Below are 18,655 nucleotides of genomic sequence, written 5' to 3'. Positions count from 1 at the left end.
TGGTTAATTGACGTAAAACAACACACTAAAACGCTTAATCCTTATTCTTACGCCCGATTATAATTTTTTTTCGTACCGCCTGAATAAAATCAAGTTCCTGCCATACTTATTTGCATGAGACAGCGACTGTCTCTTTGCGCACTTAACTTGCCCGGAGTTTTCTCATGAATAAAACCATCATTGTTGTCACTCTTGCTGCCGCCGTTCTCAGCGGATGTAACGCTAATCGCACCGCTTCCGGCGATACCTTTACTGCAGCACAGGCCAGGCAGGCCAACTTCGTCACTTATGGCACGCTGGTGTCCGTGCGGCCGGTCACCATCCAGGGGGGTGATGGCACCAACGCCGCTGGGGCTATTGGCGGGGCCGTAGTCGGTGGCTTCCTGGGTAACACGGTAGGTGGTGGCTCCGGACGCAATCTGGCAACCGCAGCGGGTGCCGTCGGGGGCGCAGCCGCTGGCTCAGGTATCCAAAGTGCCATGAATCGCAGCGCCGGGGTGGAACTGGAAGTGCGCCGAGATGATGGCGTGAATATCGTGGTCGTTCAGGCACAGGGCTCAACCCAGTTCCATACAGGACAACGCGTTGCACTGGTGACCAATGGCACCACCACCACCGTCTCACCACGCTAAAAGGAATAGGTTACTTCAAGGTTTAGGAGCCAGACCGCAATATGGCTCCTTACTACTGCGATACCGGCTCCAGGGACGATCTCTCCTTGCGGGATAATAACGAGTTTTCCGGCTCGGCCATTACAATAAAAAACGGAGTTAAACCTGATGTTTATCAAATGGATTAAACGCATTGCCCTGCTGCTGGTGGTGTTAATCGTCGGAGCGCTGGGCATGCGAGTTTATGATACTCAGCGTGGGCCATCGTTACAGCTTTGGCATACCTTTGTCCCAAATGAAATGCGCGCCGATGAGATCGATAAGGCCAGTTGGGCGGATTATCTAACTGCCGAGGACGCCATTTTCAAAGAGGTCCGCCAGAATGTGACCGACAAGCTGGACAGCAGCCAGCAGACCTCGTTGAACCGCTACTATGCCGACAGCCCAATCTATCCCGAAAAGTTTCCTACCGACTGGAACCGCTCCTACATTATGATGCCGGAAGGCAAACCGAAAGGCGCCGTGGTGCTGTTACATGGTTTGACCGATACCCCTTACAGCCTGCGGCATATCGCAGATAATTACCGTGAATATGGTTATGTGGCGGTCGGTATTCGTTTACCCGCGCACGGTACCGTACCGGGTGCGTTGACCGACGTAGACTGGCAGGATTGGATGGCAGCCACTCGCCTGGCGATCCGTGAAGCCAAACGCCTGGCGGGTGACGACGTACCGCTGCATATTGTTGGCTTCTCTAACGGCGGCGCATTGGCGATGAAATACACGCTGGATGCGTTGGATGACCCCCGCCTGACGAAACCCCAGCGTGTAGTGCTGATTTCGCCGATGATCGGCGTCACCAGCTTTGCTCGTTTTGCCGGTATTGCCGGTTGGCCTGCCATCTTCCCGGCGTTTGCCAAGGCGGCCTGGTTGGGGATTGTGCCGGAGTTTAACCCGTTCAAATACAATTCGTTCCCGGTAAATGCGGCACGCCAGTCCTTCCAGCTTACCCAGGCATTGCAAAAGCAGATTGCCGCCGATTCACGCAACGGCAAAATGGGCGAATTGCCGCCGATCCTGACGTTCCAATCGGTGATGGATTCTACCGTCAGCACCCGTGCGGTAATCACCGCCCTGTATAACCACCTGCCAGCCAACGGCAGTGAGGTGGTGTTATTTGATTTAAACCAGGCGGTGGCGTTTGGGCCGTTACTCAGAAGCTCATCCTATACCGCGCTGCCGCGGCTGCTACCACCGCCTCCGCGTAACTATACGGCCACCATAGTCACTAACGTAACGCCAGAAACTACCGATACTGAGGCTCGTACCATCGTCGCAGGGCAAACGGCAGAGACCACGGATCTGCTCGGTATCACCTACTTGCCGGATATCTTCTCGCTGTCGCACGTGGCCTTGCCGTTCCCGTTGAGTGATTCCCTGTACGGACGTTACCCAGAACCACGCAATCAGTACGGTATCAGCCTGGGGACCTTTGCCGCACGTGGCGAGCGGGCAGTGCTGGTGGTCGGGCTGGACTCACTGATGCGTCTGTCCTCAAACCCGTTCTTCCCTTATATGCTCAAGCGTATTGATGACAACATCGGCCCGGCACCAACGAAATAAGGTCGGTTAACCACGGCCAGCACCCAATCGGCGCTGGCCGCAACTCAATAATAGTTAATGGTAAACACCACTTTGCCATTCGCCTTGCCCGGAGAAACGCTCGTTGCGGTTTGAATATAGCGGGCAGCCAGCGGGACACGAATGGTTGGGCTACCGTCTTTCGGCAGCGTCAACGTCTGCTCCCCTGCAAAATTAAACAAGGTTGGCGTTTGGCTGCTATTGCCCCAGCCGATCTGGATACCTACGCCCGCTGCCGCACCGGAAACCGACGAATCGATAGCCATAATACCATTTGCTGCATCAATCACCGAGGTGGTTGGGGTCAGGCGCACACCGATGCTGTTATTGGTTGAATTGGCAACCTTCCCGCCGCCAAGAGTGTAATCAAACATCAGCGTGCTGTTGGCGACGTTATAAAAACCGAAAAAGGTCGGGCAATTGGTTAATGCGATCGATGCATCTACCCACGGAGTCGTAGCCCCCCGACCGGTGAAATTTTTATTGATATCAAAACTACCTAAATTGACATTCACATCCGGTGTCGTACAGGTCTGCGCCGATACCGTTAGCTGGCCTTGAAGTTTGACAATATAAGCTTTGATAGGTAGCCCGGTAGTCGCCGGATGAGATAATGGATTTGTTATCGATATGCTAGGGGTCGGTAACTTTGCTGAGTCGAGAATATAATTTCCCGGCGCGATAGTGCCTATTTTAATTAGCGACACATAGATATCCCGGCTTGTCAGATAAGGCTCATACGAACCGCCGGTCACCGGACTGCTCGTGTCAGATGGGAATCGATAAAAAGGTTGACCCAAGATGAACGCTTCACTGTCCGGGCTGCGCGAGATGGCAACGCCGACCCCTGGAATATTAGTTTGATAAACCGCGCCAGCGAAAGGGCTACCGCTCCAGTTGGCCAGCGGCATCGGTGCCTGATCAATACTCCACGCAATATTAAACCACATTGAGGTATCGACCGCCGAGGCACATTTCATCACGCTGAGACCGGTTTCACCACTTATCCATCGCCCTTGATAAATCACCGTCCCAACGGGAATATCTGTCCCTGCTGAAATTGCTGGCGGGCTTAGTTGAACGGTATCGGTACGCGGTGCACCATTCAACGGTGAGCACACCACCGCAGCCCAAGCACTATTGCCGACAGCCATGCATACCAGCACACCTGTCATATATTGCAATATTTTGTTCATTTTACTTCCTCTGACACAGTGGTGTAACACACTTGCGACGTTAAATAAGGCTAAGATACCCCACCGTTAAGTTGGTCTGCACCGTGCCCAGGCTGGAGAAACTGCGGCCTGACTCGAGCCATAAGATAGGCTCTTATACTAGTTATTGTAGTCCAGTTGCTTCTGCTTCTCGCATGACAATATCGGCCCGGTACCAACGAAATAAGGTGGGTTAACCACGGCCAGTGCCTAATCGGTGCTGGCCGTGGTTTTTCAACCTGTAAAAATAGACGAATTGAGCACGCTGGTTTTTATTGGGCATGCCTGAAACAGGTTACGCACCCCCAATTTATGCAAAGCATTACGCCGGTGGGTATACACGGTTTTGGTTGAGATACGTAAGCTGAGGCCGATGGCTTGCATATTCATACCATCGATCATAGACAGCAGTACGGCCTTCTCTCTGCGGGTTAAGCTATCATGGAGAAAAGTAGCAACAGGAAGCTCCCCACCGACTATGTTGACTAACTCATTAAACACCGCGTCTACATCAGCATCCTCTGCCAAGGCAATATGCCGCTCAACACTCAGATTGAACTTTATTTTCATTGCGGTTGGCAAAAAAATTATTTTCCCAGGGAATTTGGCAACGGCAATCAAGAACGACATTTCACTGATTGAATTCAACATATAAAACACCAGCACATCCTCTTTACCAAAGCTACTGGCACTGGTGTTTTTCAGTTCATTGAGTGCCATTTGGTTAATCACTCGCCCCTCGGCATGCAAATACGCCTTGAGCCCAACAAAAAAATAATAGTTATCAGTAATGATATTAATTTTCCCAGGCATAGTAATGGCGCTCCTTTATAAAAACACATCTCCATCTCATCGCTGTCACAGCAAACCGAGGCCCAACTATGGCGAGTGGAACGTTCGTATAGTTATGAGTTATGCTATCTACGGGCCACAACTCAATAATAGTTAATGGTAAATACCACTTTGCCATTCGCCTTGCCCGGCGTCGGTGTTGCAGCCGTTTTAATATAGCGGGCAGCCAGGGGGATCCGAACGGTTGAGCTACCGTCTTTCGGTAATGTGATGCTCTGCTCTGCCGAGAAGTTAAACGGCGTCGGTGCTTGAGCACTCTCCCCCCAGCCGAGTTGGATGCCCACGCCGCTGGCCGCTCCGGATACCGTTGAGTCGATAGCCATAATGCCATTGGTGGCATCCAGCACCGTGGTTGTTGGCGTTAGGCGCACACCCAGGCTGTTATTCAGCGAAGTGGTAGTCGTGCTGCTCCCGGTATTGTAATTCATTAATAGCGGCGCATTTGTCGAATTATAAAAGCCGTAGAATTGAGGACAGTTAGTCAGGTTAATTGATGCATCAACCCAGGGAGTGGCGGCATTCGCCGTGCTAAAATACTCATTTATATCGTAACTCCCCAAGTAAACAGCAACAACAGGTGTGGAACAGGTCTGTGCTGATACCGTTATACTGCCTTGAAAACTGAAGATCCAATAATACAATGGTAACCCAGTGATCGTTACGGCATTAGTGTGGCTAGTGGGTGAATAGTCAATCGCCTCCTGAGTGGTAGGGAAATTTGCACCATTGATGCTGTAGGTTCCTGGTACCAGAGGGCCCGTTTTAACCAATACAATACTTCTCGGTGAGCTTGCGCCGATAGGGGTAATTCTAATACCTAATGATGAGTCTAATAAATTCTGCCCCTCAGCATAAAGTTTGGTGGGGGTTATCGCTCTATTTGACACGCCGGTGATAATCGCCACACCGATACCTGGGATACCGGTTTCATACACTCCATTGGCATAAGGTCCGGTTGTCAGGCCGGAGAGCGGTTTTGGCGTAGTCTTTAAACTCAATGATGTCGCATAATACAGATATTTTCCAACATCGGAGGCAACCCATTTCCCTTCAATATAGGTATCTTTCATGGTCAAGCTTGCCTGATATATTACCGTCCCCACTGGCACATCTACACCGGCCGAAATCACCGGTGGGCTCAAGGGAACGATGACGGTTTGCTGGCCGCCTGTCAGCGTCGCGGTAAACGTTGCCCAGCTTGGGCAAGAGATAACCGCTAGCACTATTCCCATCAACAATCCTGATACTTTATCTGTCGATCTTTTCATGAGTAATATCCTCTTTCTCATAATCTATGTAGGCCATGACAGAAAGAATAAAGTTGGAATTGGTGGCTGCGCTAACTAGGGTCAACCGTCTTTATTTATCCGAGAGGCAAATTTTTTGTTGCTCAATAGTAATTTATCGTAAACGTCACTTTGCCATTCGCCAGACCCGGCGTAGGGTTCGCAGCCGTTTGAATATAACGGGCAGACAAAGGGATGCGAATGGTTCGGCTGCCATCTTTCGGCAGTGTCACCGTTTGTTCCGCGGCAAAGTTGAACATCGTCGGCGCCTGGCTACTTTCCCCCCAGCCAATCTGGATGCCTACGCCTGAAGCCGCGCCAGATACCGTCGAATCAATAGCCATAATCCCATTGGCAGCATCGATCACCGACGTTGTCGGGGTTAATCTCACACCAATATTGTTATTCAGTGCATTGGAAACCGTCGCCAATCCCGTGTTGTAATCCATCAGTTTCGTGGTATTGGTCGCATTATAAAAACCGTAAAATGTCGGGCAGTTGGTCAGATTGATAGACGCATCAAGCCAAGGAGTGGCCGCTCCCACTCGGCCAAAATACTCGCCTATTTCATAAGCCCCCATGTAAACAGCAACCACCGGGGTGGTGCAAGTTTGCGTAGAGACCGTCAGAGTCCCCTGGAAATTGATATTATAAAAAGTAAACGGCAGCCCGGTGACAGCGACGGAGCCAGGATGGCTATTCACCGGTTGTTCAAGCATAGTCTTGATACTCGGGAGATTTGCCCCGCTTAATGTAAAGCTACCGGGGGTGATCGGCCCTGTTTTAATTAGCGAGATATAACGTGTTGAACCGGTAAAGTTAAGCGCTCCACCTAACTCATTGCCAACCTGCCTGATAGGGTTCTCTACATCGGTGGTCACTGCTGGCCGATTAGGTATTATCGGGCTGCCATCAGGAGTACGTGAGATAGCCACGCCAATCCCGGGAATATTCGTTTGATAGACTGCGCCCGCAAACGGGCCGGTCATCAAGCCGCTCAGAGGCAACGGAGCATTGCTAATCAGCGTTGAGCTACTGTACCAAAATGATTTACCCACGTCGGCCTGTGCCCACTGGCAGCCCATCTTGGTGTTTTTCATCAACCAACTGCCTTGATAAAGCACGGTCCCCACGGGAATATCAACCCCAGCAGAAATCACCGGCGGGCTCAGCGGCACCGTTTCCGTTTGGGTTGCACCAGCATCAAACGAGCAATTCGCCACAGCCCAACTATTGGCGCTGATAACACTTAACAAAATACCGCCGAGCAGACCCGACACTTTATTTATCGATAATTTCATCATTCATTAACCCTCTTTCTGGCAGGCGTTACCAGAAAGGAAAACAGTTGTCATGCCTGGCTGTTAACCCTCGTTAACAGCCGATAGCTTGTCATTGTTCGCCAGTTTCGACCGCAGGGAACTGGCAGGGGCCATCGTCGTGCAAGGCGAATTGAATTGTTGTATCTGCTCTTGGCCCTTGGCCATAGGCATCAGCATATAGCTGACGGTACATTGCATCTCACCACCTTCGCCCCATTTCACTTGCAACTGGCCCTTGTCTTGCGCCACACGCGCATACAGTTGCCCGCCCTGGCCCACTGAGCCTACGCTGTTGCCTTTGCTATCAAAGATATCGGCCCCGAACGGTACCGGCTCCCCTTGATAGGTTGCGTTCACCAGAATTGGCGTCCCCTGCTTAGTAGTATATTTCACCTTCACCACCGCACCGGAATATGGCGCCACTTTCTGGCTGGTGTTATCCAATTCCACACCGGCCGACGTCCCTTTCGGATCGAGACTGATCTCGTTCATCTGGTACGGATTCAGGTAAGGCACTATCGCGTACCCTCGTGAATCAATGCTCACGCCGGGATATGAGGAAACCTTAGCCCCCTCTGCACCTTTGGCTTCCACCAGCGCGAAGGTGTCCGACGTGTACGGTGTAAAGGTCACCCCGCCAGAGTGGGCGATCACCGTACCGTTCATCCCGGCAGAGGCGCTTTGATAGCCTTTACCCGTGCTGTAAGTACCGCTCAATGCCGTGGCCGGGCTACGGTAGTTACCGTTCAGCGAGCCGCTGGAACCCATACCCTGATTGGCATTCATCGCCGTCACGCCATAGCTGAACTGGTTATCCTGCCCTGTGGTGCCGGATACCGTAGCCTGCTGGCCATAACGGCCGCTGCTGTCATGGGACAAGTCCATCCGCAACTGTGGCGTGTGGGTTTCGTCGCTACGCCCCAACGGCAGGCTGAAGCTCAACAGATAGTTGGTCTGCGCCGTACCCAGGCTGGAGAAGCTGCGGTTAATGCTCAGGCCGTAGGACAGGTCCTTGTAGCGATTGTTGTAACCTATCTGGTACTGCTTCTCGCTGCCGTCTTTGTTCCAGTAATTCTGCAAGGAGCCGCTGATATACAGCTGGCCCCAGTTCTCCGGCAGACCTTGTCCCGCAGTCACCGTCAGGCGATTTTTGGCTCGCGAGATCGACTCCGGCGAGAACCCTTCTGCTACCGCGTCACGAGTCTGCATCGCGGTCATAAAGTCCATAAAGCCATCGGTTGAGAAGCGGTACGCTGCCAGCGACAGATTGCTGTTGGTTTCGCTGATCAGCTTGCTGTAGCTCACCTTGTAGCTTTGCCCACTCAGGCTATTACCCGACTCATGTCGGCCATTGGCATCGGTGCCGTTCCCCAAATGAGTACGCGCCTGGGTAACATCAAATGCCCAGGCACCAATCGGCGTGCCTACCGCCGCACCCAACTGCAGTGCGTAGTAATCCTGGCTGGCCTGCAGGCCACCATAGCCGGTGATGGCGTTAGTTAACCCCAACTGGTAGGTGCCCTGATACAGCGCCGGCTTCTCACGCAGGTTATCGCTACGTACTTCACCTGCGGTGATCGAATACCGTGATGACCCAGGCCGCAGCAGTTGGGCCACCGAAGCATAAGGCACGCTGAAAGTCTGCTCGGTACCGTCGGACTCACGTACAGTGACCTGTAGATCCCCGCCGTAGCCGGTCGGGTACAGATCGTTGATCAGGAACTCGCCCGGGGTGACCGTGGTTTCATACAACACCTGACCGCCCTGGCGTACGGTAACGCGGGCGTTGGTACGGGCAATGCCACGGATATCCGGCGCATAACCGCGCAGGGACTCCGGCAACATCCGCTCATCAGTAGCTAACTGAATACCGGTAAACGGCAGCGTATCGAACAGTTGCCCGGTGGTGTTCGATTGGCCCATCAACACGCGCGCCTTGAGTACTGGAATATCGCGCTGCAAATAAGTATTGAGGTTGTTGTACTGGTTCGGTCCGTTGTCCATCCGGGTATAAGACCCGTTGTGACGGAGATACCAGGCGCCGACATTCAGCCCGGCGTTCACGCCAGCAAACAGCGAATTGAAGGTATTACCGTGCGATTCGCTGGTGTAGCCGTTGACGTTGTAGCCCATCAAGAGTGCCGGTACGCCGCTGTCCCACAGCTCCGGGCTAACGGTGCCGCGGGCGGTGTTGAGCATGTAAACCTGCGGCACCACAATATCCAGACGTTGCTCATTACTGTCGTAATTCACCTGAGCTTCCGGCAACTTGCTTTGGAGATCGAAGCAGACATCCCCTTTGTCCAGCGAGGTTAAAAAATCCGCTGGCAGCTTGGCGTAATCAAACGCAATGTTTTTAATCAGTTCGCGGGTCAGGCAGGGATAAACGCTTTTATCTGTCCGCGCTTTGAATTCAATGTCAGTATTGCTGATCGGTTGATTATTAACATATAAAGCCGTTTTATAGATCCCAGGCAATCCCGAAGAGCCATTGGCAAAACGACTGAGGTCAACGGACTTCTCATCATCCACATTCAGGAATGACGCATCGAACTCAAGATTTTTGGCGATGTCTTGTGGTGAAGAAACCGCGTTCTCAGCATTAACGTTAGCCGCAAAAAAAGTTGATAAAATAGCTATGGCCAGTGGCGATAACTGGCTACACAGGCCATATTGAAAATATTTAGACATAGATATCCCTTCAAGAACTGATTCCTGAATAGCGGTCAACCGATTAATGCGAGAGTGTTTTATATAGCGGGGGCGTTATTTTATCACTGCATCAAAAGTATTAACCGCACCGTAATCATTTACGAAACTCCCTGTCACCTTACTACCTGCACTGCCCGCCAAGTCCAATGTCATTGTGCTACGGGGGGCCACCATCGCATGGTCAAGTTTTTTGCCATTAACCGACAGGTTGACCAACGAGACATAATACGGCGTTGGGTTGCTGGCCTGTACCCGGTTACCCTGGCTGTTCCAGGTTAGCGCTTTAGCCGCTTCATTGGCGTTACCTTGCAGACCCGCAGGGCGATAGAACAGCTTGATGCGCGAACGGAAAGCCATCTGCAAGCGGTTCTCGGTCACTTTAGCCTGGGTTTTGGCCGGAACTTCCAGTACGTTCAGCCAGAACACCGATTCTTTATCCATCGGCAGCGAGCCACCGGCGTAGCTGATACGTAACGTCTGGCCCTTGCTCGGCTCCACACGGTTCATCGGGGGCGTCAGGACAAACGGCACCTTGATCGCGGCCGGTTTGGCGTCGGCGTCACCGTTATCGATCCAGCTTTGCAACAACACCGGTGATGGACCGCCATTACTGATTTTGACGCTGACTTCTTTGGCATCAGAGGGGTAAATCACCCGCGTACCACTAATCACCACGCTGGCCAGGCTACTGACGCTGAACAAGGCTGCGGCGGCAACAACGCCAACTTTTAGCACATTAGTAGAGAGTAATTTCATCATAAACTCCGGGAACTGACAGATTGGGAGGGGCGTACCCCTCCCACAGTCCATTACTGGTACTGAATAGAATAAACAACGTTGCTGACTACGGTACCCGCAGTGGTTGCTGCCTCTGCGTAATAGCGAACGATGTACGGCAGTGTGGTGCTACCACTGGTAACGTCTTTATAAGTCATCGCGGTGGTCTGCTCTTGGCTACCGGCTTTGATCACGGCCTGAGTCGGGCTGGAAGCGTCCAGCAATTGCAGGCTGACGTTGGTAGCCGTACCGGTTGTGTTAAACAGGCGGCCAGTCACCGTATCAACAGAAGAACCCGCCTGGAAGAAAGCGGAGGCAGTCTCCAGGGTCCCTGAACAGTTGCTCAGGGACATCACGAAGCCGGTATCACCTGCTGTGCGAGCAGCGTTTTGCAGTTGGTTGGTGCCGACGGTTGGCAGAATGACGGTCGCGTCCGCACCCTGGCCATCAACCACAACGTCACAGGTATTGGCAGTCAGTTCACCGTTAAAAGTGATGGTACCGGTAGAAGCTGCCTGGGCCAGGCCAACAGTACCGAAAACAGCGATCAGGGATGCAGCGATTGCTAACTTTTTCATATATATTCCTACTTACCTTGTATTATGAATACCATTTTAATATCCATTAAAATGGCCTGGTGAATACCCATGGGGATGGATATAGCTAGATGACTCCAGCATTTATATTAACAACAACTTACTTAACAAATAGCGAAGAGACTCGCTGGTTATCGACGGAGTAGCCAATACCATGAACGTTCGCTATAAAATCTTCCGGGAGCCCAAGTGACGCCAGTTTCTTACGCAATTCATTTATTGCATGCCATAAACGCTGGCTGGACGAAGATAAATTAATCTCCTCCCAAACGTTTTTCATTATGTCATTTTTATAGATGACGGCATCCTGGCTATTCGCCAGCAAATAAATCAGTAATCGGGTCTGGATCTCGTTTAGAGAGATAACCTTGAAAAACAGGGTGCGCTCCGAAGCTCCATCAGAGTAATAAAGGAGTCTTCGATTGGCAATATCGAATTGAATGTCATCATCAATTAGGAATCCATAAAGTCTATTTTCCATATGCATCTCGGATTATTATTTTGGTTTAATAACAAAAATAACAAACCTCCCTTAGGTGAGACATTATAGGAGCAATTTCCACTATGGCAACCGCGCCAAGATGATCACATTGCTATCTCTAAAAGTCTCGCAACAGCCTTAAATACCGAAAAACAAAGCTCGATCAGCATTTAACGCTAGCTGACGCGAATCATCCTGGTGTTTTTCATATCTCATTACTCCACCTCATTTTAGTAGTCATAAATGTCAAAGATTTTTATCTTGCGACATTTATCGCTGGCTATTATTTTTTACTCATTAACATTCAATCAATTACCTACAAACCTACGATTAAGATTTATCTGTTACACCGATATATAAAATACGCTACCGGTGAATCTATCCTTTACCTCAGTAAGATGAAGCCGCTTTACTTCGCTCTCCCCTTGCTGATGGAATAAATACTAGGCGATTGATGGGATTATTCTGAGTGAAGTAGTTTTATTCTTGATAAAAAACAAAAAATGCATGAAATTCAATAAATTAAAGAATAATATTAAATCAGAACAGACTATTCTCAACCGCTCTTAAATGACAGTCACTCTCATTTAAGATTGATTATTAACATATTGTTTTTTAAATGAATGTGAATTGTTACTGATTTTTCATGCCACTATAAACGGTTAAACTATACTTTAAATAATCCGGACACTCAGACAACAAAAAGATAACATACTGAAATGAAACATAAAGTTATCATTAACGACACCGTACTGTACCTCCCAGAAGAGCACCGTCTGTGCCCGCTGCGCGCTCGAGGCAAAGAAACCGTTTTAAACGTTCCTGCAAGCCGTTGCCTGCAATTAATGTTGCAACGCCCGGGCGAGGTAATCAGTCAAAGCGACTTTTTCAATGAAGTCTGGCAAAAACATGGCCAGTATGTCACTGCCAATACCCTCTATCAGAACATCTCATTGGTAAGAAAAGGGATGCGGGAAGCCGGGCTGAGCAAAAACATCATCCGCACGGTTCCCAAAGTCGGAGTGGTTTTTTCCGGCACCGTTGAAATACAGCAAGAAGAGAGCGCCAACGTCATAGTGCAGCAAAGCAATAAGCCAGATCCGCTCCCAGTCGAGAGCTCACAGGCCGAAACTCTGCCGCCAGAACGCACGGTTTTAAACCAGAACAAGCTATTGCGCTATGGCCTATTTACGGCGTTCATCCTGGTTATGCTGATCCTGCTGGTCAGCAATCAGTCGCAAAGCGCACGTTTTTTTGACAGCCACACTAAAGCGGCCACGATCAATCAATGTTCTGTCTATATAGATAGAGACGATCTGGAAACCAATGTGGCCGACTACAAGGAGTATTTAACCGTTAACAATGTAGTCTGTAATCCGGATGAGTTTGTCTACATTACCCGAACCCCGGCAAACCACAACACGCTGGTATTATTTTGCGATACCACTGCACAAGGCGATCTGAGATGTTCCTCACGATTTCAAATCGATAATCAGCACGACCCTCTTGCTGGCCTACGACCAGCAGGGAGGCAATAGCGGTTCAGCCATATAATGACCAACGGCGGCGCTTGGTTGAGCGGTAGATTGCAAGAGATCTCAAGGTGGGTTCACTGCCGAATATGGGTTATTAGGGGAGCTTGCCGCCCCCCTTCTCTCTCATGTCATATTTCCTGCCCACTTCAACCTCAGGCCAGTGCTTTAGCCTTCAGCTGCTGGTATTCACTTTCGGTGATCACACCGTCATCCAACAGCTTTTTGGCGTCTGCAATCTGCTCGGCTGGCGATTTGCCTGCCACCTCACGGATATACTCGTTGGTGGCTGAGACAGATTTTTGCACCTGCGCACGATGCCGCTCGGCCATGCCTTTACCACGGGCAATCAGATAGACCAGGGACGTTAACAGCGGGATGAACAGCAGGAACACAATCCATACTGCCTTATAAAAGCCGCTCAGTTGGTGATCGCGAAACAGGTCGGAGACGACCTGGAACAGGATAAACAGGTAGGCGATGAAAAAGAAAAATGAAAACGTGGTAACCAGAATATCCCACAGGGTAAGTAGGTGATAGGTCATTAGCGCTCCTTAGGGTCTAGCAAAACCAGGATAAAACGGCTTTCAATAACAAATTGATGTTTTGCACCATAAGTATATGTCGAACTTTCATTTTTTCCATGTTGGGCGGGAAAAATACGGCACAGGGAGAGCATCTGGATGGGTAAAGCACGGGGCCCTCACCCTAACCCTCTCCCACAGGGAGAGGGAACCGATCGAGTGGGCTGAAAATGTGGTGATACATCTTGGGTAGGGGGCGTTCACGTTTACTGAGATGACTTCTTTACTTCCAAAGAGTAGGGACTAACAAGCCTCCTCTCCCTGTGGAAGAGTTTGCTGAGTTTATCGCTTTACTACCCAACGAGCAGGGGTTAACAGCTCCCTCTCCCTGTGGGAGAGGGTTGGGGTGAGGGCTATGCGTTACGCCAGTGGCCATGCAGGATGACATCGTCGACAATTTCCTGCACGGTCAATTTTGCCTCAACGTCATTAAAAAAATCACTGGTCTCGATCTCAGTCTTATCATTCAGCCCAGCAATCACCGTGAGGTGACTAGCCGGGTAGACCTCATGGACGCGAGTTTGCAGTTCGTCCAGCAACGCCTCACGGGCTTTCTCAGAGAGGTTGTCGAACAGATTGTTATCAACTTTTATTTGAATATTCATTTGGCAGTCTCTAGCAAGGGGCTTGGGGTTATCCTTATCATGATAGGCTCAATGTACAATTTTTGGCTAGTGCCGGTTCACTACGCTGTACATCAACTTTTTATTCTGACAAATGTGAAATTCATTACACTTTACTCTATTAAGAAACCCAATATTCATTATGTTTGCGGGAAACAGTCAAATTATAGACTGTATTATCAATGCTAATTAAACAGTGCAATTGCCCTCCCCCGTAAATGCTGGATATTGACGGTAGTCACCTGTAACATCACAATAAACACCAAATAGGAATTATCCTATGAGATTACCTCCAACTGCACTTTTAACAAACTTTTATTGCACTCTTTGGATTTAATAACGGTAGGTAAGAACTTTATTCTATTTAATCCTAACTCTGGCGTTTTTTAAGCGAAAAAAAATAGGAGTTTTCTTTGGTACAGCGTAAATTTCTCACTCTAACAGAAGTCCGCAAACTGATGAGTGCTGCCAGAAATACACCGACAGGAGTACGAGATAGCTGCCTGATCTTACTGGCTTTCCGCCATGGATTCCGTATCAGCGAACTGCTGCGCCTGCGCTTTCGCGATCTTGAAATGGCCGAAGGACGGATAAATATACGCCGGCTTAAAAATGGATTCTCTACCGTTCATCCTCTGATGAATGACGAATGCGAGGCAATTCTGGAATGGAAGCAGCACAGGGCCCAATGGAAACCCGGTGCAGACCCGGACATTATCTTTATTTCTCAGCGAGGAACCCAGCTATCGCGGGGTCAAGCCTGGCGCATTATCCGTCAGGCTGGCGAACTGGCGGGCACGGTCATCAATACGCATCCCCATATGCTACGCCATGCCTGCGGCTATGAACTGGCGGAAAGAGGTGCGGATACCCGATTGATTCAGGATTATCTGGGGCACCGAAATATTCGCCATACCGTACGCTATACCGCCAGTAATGCGGCACGATTCGCGGGGATATGGGAAGCGGGTAAACGCAAAAACGGCTAAACCCGCCGGAATAGCCTTACTTTTTGTGTATTATACAGCAAACTATGCTCCACCACCGCCGGAGATCGCTGATGACAGCGATCTCCAAATCAGGCGGTAACCGATATAGGGCTATTGATTAAAACAGGCATAGAGCTCGACTTCACTCTCAATGCCAAGCTTGCCCATCATGTTGCGTTTATGTGCACTCACGGTCTTGACGCTGCGGGAAATCTTCTTCGCTATCTGCGAAATACTGAAGCCTTCCTGCAATAAGCTATAAACCTTTATTTCCGATCGGGAAAAAGGTCTGGCATCGGCGTTGGGTAGACTGGCCCCCTGTTCACTACGCAGAGACGGACTGATAACAATCTTGCCAGCCAGAACCTGATCGACCTGATTAACTAACTGACGAATATCTTCAGATAAAGCAATATAGGACACCCCCGGTAGATAACCTGGGCATTCCAACACCTGTTTTCCTGGCACATCGGTCATAATCAGTAACGGTTTGTCCTGCCTGACTGATTGAACAAATGACAGCAGCTTCGCCCCCATAGTGATATTTTCATTCAGACCATAGAGCTCACTGACGATCAGATCAACAGCAGATAAATCATCATCAAATACCAAATCATAGATAGAGTGCGCCGGTACGATCTCAGCGTCGGGCAGTTTGCGCCTGAATAGCTGATGCAAACCATGCCAGGTAACAATGCAGGGATGCATAATCATTATTTTTTTCATCGAGTCTCACCACTCAGTCCGTTTATCTTGGTTAAATAAACCAGCTTACCCGCCAGCAGGTAGAGCTCCTCATTGGTTGTCATCTGTAACTTTCTAATGATCGATTTCTTCTGCGTGCTGATGGTTCGTACATCTTTGCCGGTCACATTGGCGATAGCCGTGGCACTACGCCCGCGCAGTAAGGCCAGCGCAATCAATCTTTCCTGCTTACCTAATAAAGCCGCATTTTTGGGCGCTTTGTCAGTCCGATCGCGGCCTAAACACTGGGTGATTTGATAAAGGTTAACCGGATCGATCAATACCGTATCTACGCCAAACGCGTGGAGAAGTTGCACCATCCAGGCCATATCATGCTGCAACCAGATCACCGAGTTGGTTTTATGATGATAACTGGCAATATCTGACAAAAAGGATAATAACGACAGATAGTCAGTGCCACGAGATAATGAGCTAAACAAGATCACATCAGGTTTAAATTCATAAACTTTCTTTTTGGCATCGGTCAATTTACTGACCCGGCAAAAACTTAACTCCGTGCTGCCCGCGTCCCCCAGTAACCGCTGCAGCCCGATCCAATTGATCCTGGATGGCTCAACAACCAGAATTCGCTTGCGGCTTTCCGCTGTCGCATGCTCGGCTTGCTGATGATTTGCCTGCTGCATTTTTCCTCCTAAATAACCGTGTTTAGTGCCGTTTCCCCAGGCTTGAGGCCTCGTTCATACGCACATTCAAGGATACAAAAAGGTCACACCCACCACGGCCTTGACGTTACCCGCCACTACCTGACCGGTTGTGCGTGCATAGTTGGCGGTCAAACCTAAACTGACTGCAGAACTACCGACGGTCCCCAGCGCGACGTTCCTGTTGGTCGGAATAGCGCCATTGCGGTTGGCAACCTGAATACCAATTCCCTGAGCCACCGGTGCAGAGGCAGTGTTGGCAAAAATCGTGGATGCGGCATCCGTGGTTGGCCCGGTCAGGTAATAGGCCAGGTTTTGGTTCTGGGCACAGCGTACCGTCAACGGTATCGAAACCGTTCCCGGATATTCAGGCAGATTCACGGTGACATCTCGGGAAGAGACATCACAGCCACCGGTAGGGATCACCACGCTATTGCTGGCATAGATATTCCAAATATACGCATGCGATTCCCCCACGTTATTGGTTTGATGCATATTTAACACCGCAATCAAAGAACCACTGGTAATCGCCACTCCACCTGCGGTGCTGATAGGCGTGAGATAAAGCACGGCGGGCCATGGCGTCATAGTGGTGGTTCTATAGACAACGGACTTGGTTTCAGAGGTTGTCGGGAATGGGTAAGAAGTACCGTCATACACAAAGCTACCGGTGAAACTTGCCAGTACGCCACCATAGGCCGAACCTCTTTGCAGAGAAACGTAGTCTATTCGAGTATCTGGATAATCATTTCGGCAGGATATCTGACGGGACAAATCAACGATCAGGTTTTGGCCCACCCCGATCTGCGGAGTCAAATCCACAAACACGTTAGCGCTGCCGCCACCAATAGGGATGGTTGCCCCGGCCGCCGTTCGGCAAGCAAAGGCATGGGCACTGGATGAATAGCCAATCAAGAGCGCAGCTGCACCCAGATATTTCAGAAATACGCGGATTAAGTCTTTCATATGTTCTTCATCATCAGGAATAGGTGTAAGTCACGTTGATCAGGGATTGAATCGACCCCTGCGTCACATTGCCGCTGGGCGTGATGGCCCTCACTTGCAAAACCAGGCTGGCGGCCAGCGATGCGTCATTCACCGCCACGACTTTGGTACTGCCGTTGGGCAGATTTACCCCGCCGCTATCGGCCAGCTGCAACGCAATATTGCGGGCCGCGCCCTGATTGGCGTAATAGTTCCGGGTGCTATCGGCCGTGCCGGAAAAGGTTGCGGTCACCTTTGAGGTCCCTACCGGGCAGTTGGTGAGGTTTAATGTCACCGAATGCCATGGCGAAGTGGCACCTGCTGCCAGCAGGTTGAAGGTATATAAATCACCCAGTTCTACCGTGGTAGACACGGTGGATACCGTGCAGGGTTTTGCCACCACCTTGCCATTGATGGTGATGTTGACATCTGCCGCATGCGCCAGGGGGAGTACCATCATCAGTAACCACCCTGCGATCGGAACCCGCTTGCTCATGTTCATAGCTCTTTTCTCCGGTTACTGAAATTCCAGGGTGAAGTTTGCCGTCGCTCTGACCTGCCCGGCAGTCACCGGGGCGCGGGTCGCCATCAGACGCGCATAGAAATACAGCGTATTGGATTGTCCGGCAGTGATGTTTGACCAGTTCAGCCCACTCGAGATCTCATTGAGAGCAATGGCATTACCGCTGTTATCGAGGATCTGTATGCCCATGCCAGCTGCCGCACCGGCACCACCGTCGATTTTCAGCAACGTCAGATTGTCGCTGTCTGCCCCGCCGGTGAAACCCGTTTTCACCGCGATGGCTGAACCGCCACATTTATCGAGCACGATGCTGAACGGCACCATCGGCGTCGTCGCCCCTACCCGATGCAGCTGCTTAGCCGCATTACTCATCAGATCCACCACAAAACTTTGCGACCCCGGAGCTATTGAGCAGGCATTGTCCTTAACGTAACCGTTAATGGCGATGGTGCTGTCCGCGGCCTGCGCTACCCTGGAGCTAAACAGCGCCAGCAGACACAGGCTATAAAGTTGTATTCTCAT

Annotated in this window: 19 protein-coding genes; 4 read left to right on the top strand and 15 right to left on the bottom strand. The window is 50.4% G+C overall.

Going from position 1 to position 18,655, the window contains the following annotated elements; translation table 11 throughout:
- Positions 1-164: 164 nt before the first annotated feature.
- Together KGP16_RS04900 and KGP16_RS04895 are read left to right on the top strand one after the other, a co-directional pair.
- On the top strand, positions 165-632 hold the full coding sequence (locus tag KGP16_RS04900; protein WP_223500900.1) for a glycine zipper 2TM domain-containing protein: 468 nt from the start codon (positions 165-167) through the stop codon (positions 630-632).
- Between the two features lie 147 nt (positions 633-779).
- Positions 780-2,234, top strand: a complete 1,455-nt coding sequence (locus tag KGP16_RS04895; RefSeq protein WP_209524117.1) for a carboxylesterase — start codon at positions 780-782, stop codon at positions 2,232-2,234.
- A gap of 44 nt (positions 2,235-2,278) precedes the next feature.
- On the opposite strand, the gene KGP16_RS04890 is transcribed toward KGP16_RS04895, so the two are convergent.
- The 8 genes from KGP16_RS04890 to KGP16_RS04855 all read right to left on the bottom strand — a co-directional run bounded on the left by KGP16_RS04890 (position 2,279) and on the right by KGP16_RS04855 (position 11,492).
- Positions 2,279-3,448, bottom strand: a complete 1,170-nt coding sequence (locus KGP16_RS04890; RefSeq protein ID WP_059199871.1) for a fimbrial protein — start codon at positions 3,446-3,448, stop codon at positions 2,279-2,281.
- A 252-nt stretch (positions 3,449-3,700) separates the two neighbouring features.
- On the bottom strand, positions 3,701-4,279 hold the full coding sequence (locus KGP16_RS04885; RefSeq protein ID WP_223500899.1) for a helix-turn-helix transcriptional regulator: 579 nt from the start codon (positions 4,277-4,279) through the stop codon (positions 3,701-3,703).
- Between the two features lie 122 nt (positions 4,280-4,401).
- On the bottom strand, positions 4,402-5,586 hold the full coding sequence (locus KGP16_RS04880) for a fimbrial protein (RefSeq protein WP_209528810.1): 1,185 nt from the start codon (positions 5,584-5,586) through the stop codon (positions 4,402-4,404).
- Between the two features lie 122 nt (positions 5,587-5,708).
- On the bottom strand, positions 5,709-6,908 hold the full coding sequence (locus KGP16_RS04875; RefSeq protein ID WP_223498933.1) for a fimbrial protein: 1,200 nt from the start codon (positions 6,906-6,908) through the stop codon (positions 5,709-5,711).
- 60 nt (positions 6,909-6,968) lie between these two features.
- Positions 6,969-9,617 carry a fimbria/pilus outer membrane usher protein gene (locus tag KGP16_RS04870; protein WP_223500898.1) on the bottom strand — a complete coding sequence of 883 codons (2,649 nt, stop codon included), beginning with the start codon at positions 9,615-9,617 and terminating at the stop codon, positions 6,969-6,971.
- Positions 9,618-9,692: 75 nt separating this feature from the next.
- Complete coding sequence (locus KGP16_RS04865; RefSeq protein WP_209524124.1) at positions 9,693-10,394, bottom strand: fimbria/pilus periplasmic chaperone; 702 nt, start codon at positions 10,392-10,394, stop codon at positions 9,693-9,695.
- A gap of 53 nt (positions 10,395-10,447) precedes the next feature.
- The gene (locus tag KGP16_RS04860) at positions 10,448-10,993 is read right to left on the bottom strand and encodes a fimbrial protein (RefSeq protein ID WP_059199865.1); all 546 of its coding nucleotides are present in this window, start codon (positions 10,991-10,993) and stop codon (positions 10,448-10,450) included.
- 118 nt (positions 10,994-11,111) lie between these two features.
- Entirely contained in the window at positions 11,112-11,492 is a 381-nt protein-coding gene (locus tag KGP16_RS04855; RefSeq protein WP_218519839.1) for a winged helix-turn-helix domain-containing protein, read from the bottom strand.
- 719 nt (positions 11,493-12,211) lie between these two features.
- Here KGP16_RS04855 and KGP16_RS04850 point away from each other — a divergent pair.
- Positions 12,212-13,030 (top strand): winged helix-turn-helix domain-containing protein, encoded by an 819-nt coding sequence (locus KGP16_RS04850; RefSeq protein WP_218519840.1) that lies wholly within the window; start codon positions 12,212-12,214, stop codon positions 13,028-13,030.
- 149 nt (positions 13,031-13,179) lie between these two features.
- On the opposite strand, the gene KGP16_RS04845 is transcribed toward KGP16_RS04850, so the two are convergent.
- Complete coding sequence (locus KGP16_RS04845; RefSeq protein ID WP_223500897.1) at positions 13,180-13,569, bottom strand: SHOCT domain-containing protein; 390 nt, start codon at positions 13,567-13,569, stop codon at positions 13,180-13,182.
- A gap of 392 nt (positions 13,570-13,961) precedes the next feature.
- On the bottom strand, positions 13,962-14,213 hold the full coding sequence (locus KGP16_RS04840) for a DinI-like family protein (RefSeq protein ID WP_094983297.1): 252 nt from the start codon (positions 14,211-14,213) through the stop codon (positions 13,962-13,964).
- A 431-nt stretch (positions 14,214-14,644) separates the two neighbouring features.
- Here KGP16_RS04840 and KGP16_RS04835 point away from each other — a divergent pair, with 431 nt between their 5' ends.
- On the top strand, positions 14,645-15,220 hold the full coding sequence (locus tag KGP16_RS04835; protein WP_094983298.1) for a tyrosine-type DNA invertase: 576 nt from the start codon (positions 14,645-14,647) through the stop codon (positions 15,218-15,220).
- 111 nt (positions 15,221-15,331) lie between these two features.
- On the opposite strand, the gene KGP16_RS04830 is transcribed toward KGP16_RS04835, so the two are convergent.
- From KGP16_RS04830 to KGP16_RS04810, 5 genes are all read right to left on the bottom strand, one after another.
- Positions 15,332-15,946 (bottom strand): helix-turn-helix transcriptional regulator, encoded by a 615-nt coding sequence (locus KGP16_RS04830; RefSeq protein ID WP_223500896.1) that lies wholly within the window; start codon positions 15,944-15,946, stop codon positions 15,332-15,334.
- Entirely contained in the window at positions 15,943-16,608 is a 666-nt protein-coding gene (locus KGP16_RS04825; RefSeq protein ID WP_094983300.1) for a response regulator transcription factor, read from the bottom strand. Before KGP16_RS04825 ends, KGP16_RS04830 begins: the two co-directional genes overlap by 4 nt.
- A 66-nt stretch (positions 16,609-16,674) precedes the next feature.
- Complete coding sequence (locus KGP16_RS04820) at positions 16,675-17,592, bottom strand: fimbrial protein (RefSeq protein ID WP_059199858.1); 918 nt, start codon at positions 17,590-17,592, stop codon at positions 16,675-16,677.
- Between the two features lie 13 nt (positions 17,593-17,605).
- Complete coding sequence (locus KGP16_RS04815) at positions 17,606-18,112, bottom strand: fimbrial protein (protein ID WP_021179449.1); 507 nt, start codon at positions 18,110-18,112, stop codon at positions 17,606-17,608.
- A 15-nt stretch (positions 18,113-18,127) separates the two neighbouring features.
- Positions 18,128-18,655 (bottom strand): fimbrial protein, encoded by a 528-nt coding sequence (locus KGP16_RS04810; RefSeq protein ID WP_059199856.1) that lies wholly within the window; start codon positions 18,653-18,655, stop codon positions 18,128-18,130.

Source organism: Serratia sp. JSRIV006 (assembly GCF_019968685.1).
GTDB classification, from domain to species: Bacteria; Pseudomonadota; Gammaproteobacteria; order Enterobacterales; family Enterobacteriaceae; genus Chania; species Chania fonticola_B.
This window is presented reverse-complemented; position numbering and strand designations above follow the sequence as displayed.

Excerpts from the sequence above, each read along its gene's own strand:
- KGP16_RS04825 (WP_094983300.1), bottom strand. The coding sequence starts at position 16,608 with ATGCAGCAGGCAAATCATCAGCAAGCCGAGCATGCGACAGCGGAAAGC.
- KGP16_RS04815 (WP_021179449.1), bottom strand. The coding sequence starts at position 18,112 with ATGAACATGAGCAAGCGGGTTCCGATCGCAGGGTGGTTACTGATGATG.
- KGP16_RS04840 (WP_094983297.1), bottom strand. The coding sequence starts at position 14,213 with ATGAATATTCAAATAAAAGTTGATAACAATCTGTTCGACAACCTCTCT.
- KGP16_RS04865 (WP_209524124.1), bottom strand. The coding sequence starts at position 10,394 with ATGAAATTACTCTCTACTAATGTGCTAAAAGTTGGCGTTGTTGCCGCC.
- KGP16_RS04855 (WP_218519839.1), bottom strand. The coding sequence starts at position 11,492 with ATGGAAAATAGACTTTATGGATTCCTAATTGATGATGACATTCAATTC.
- KGP16_RS04900 (WP_223500900.1), top strand. The coding sequence starts at position 165 with ATGAATAAAACCATCATTGTTGTCACTCTTGCTGCCGCCGTTCTCAGC.
- KGP16_RS04870 (WP_223500898.1), bottom strand. The coding sequence starts at position 9,617 with ATGTCTAAATATTTTCAATATGGCCTGTGTAGCCAGTTATCGCCACTG.
- KGP16_RS04845 (WP_223500897.1), bottom strand. The coding sequence starts at position 13,569 with ATGACCTATCACCTACTTACCCTGTGGGATATTCTGGTTACCACGTTT.
- KGP16_RS04850 (WP_218519840.1), top strand. The coding sequence starts at position 12,212 with ATGAAACATAAAGTTATCATTAACGACACCGTACTGTACCTCCCAGAA.
- KGP16_RS04880 (WP_209528810.1), bottom strand. The coding sequence starts at position 5,586 with ATGAAAAGATCGACAGATAAAGTATCAGGATTGTTGATGGGAATAGTG.
- KGP16_RS04875 (WP_223498933.1), bottom strand. The coding sequence starts at position 6,908 with ATGATGAAATTATCGATAAATAAAGTGTCGGGTCTGCTCGGCGGTATT.
- KGP16_RS04830 (WP_223500896.1), bottom strand. The coding sequence starts at position 15,946 with ATGAAAAAAATAATGATTATGCATCCCTGCATTGTTACCTGGCATGGT.
- KGP16_RS04890 (WP_059199871.1), bottom strand. The coding sequence starts at position 3,448 with ATGAACAAAATATTGCAATATATGACAGGTGTGCTGGTATGCATGGCT.
- KGP16_RS04895 (WP_209524117.1), top strand. The coding sequence starts at position 780 with ATGTTTATCAAATGGATTAAACGCATTGCCCTGCTGCTGGTGGTGTTA.
- KGP16_RS04885 (WP_223500899.1), bottom strand. The coding sequence starts at position 4,279 with ATGCCTGGGAAAATTAATATCATTACTGATAACTATTATTTTTTTGTT.
- KGP16_RS04810 (WP_059199856.1), bottom strand. The coding sequence starts at position 18,655 with ATGAGAATACAACTTTATAGCCTGTGTCTGCTGGCGCTGTTTAGCTCC.
- KGP16_RS04820 (WP_059199858.1), bottom strand. The coding sequence starts at position 17,592 with ATGAAAGACTTAATCCGCGTATTTCTGAAATATCTGGGTGCAGCTGCG.
- KGP16_RS04860 (WP_059199865.1), bottom strand. The coding sequence starts at position 10,993 with ATGAAAAAGTTAGCAATCGCTGCATCCCTGATCGCTGTTTTCGGTACT.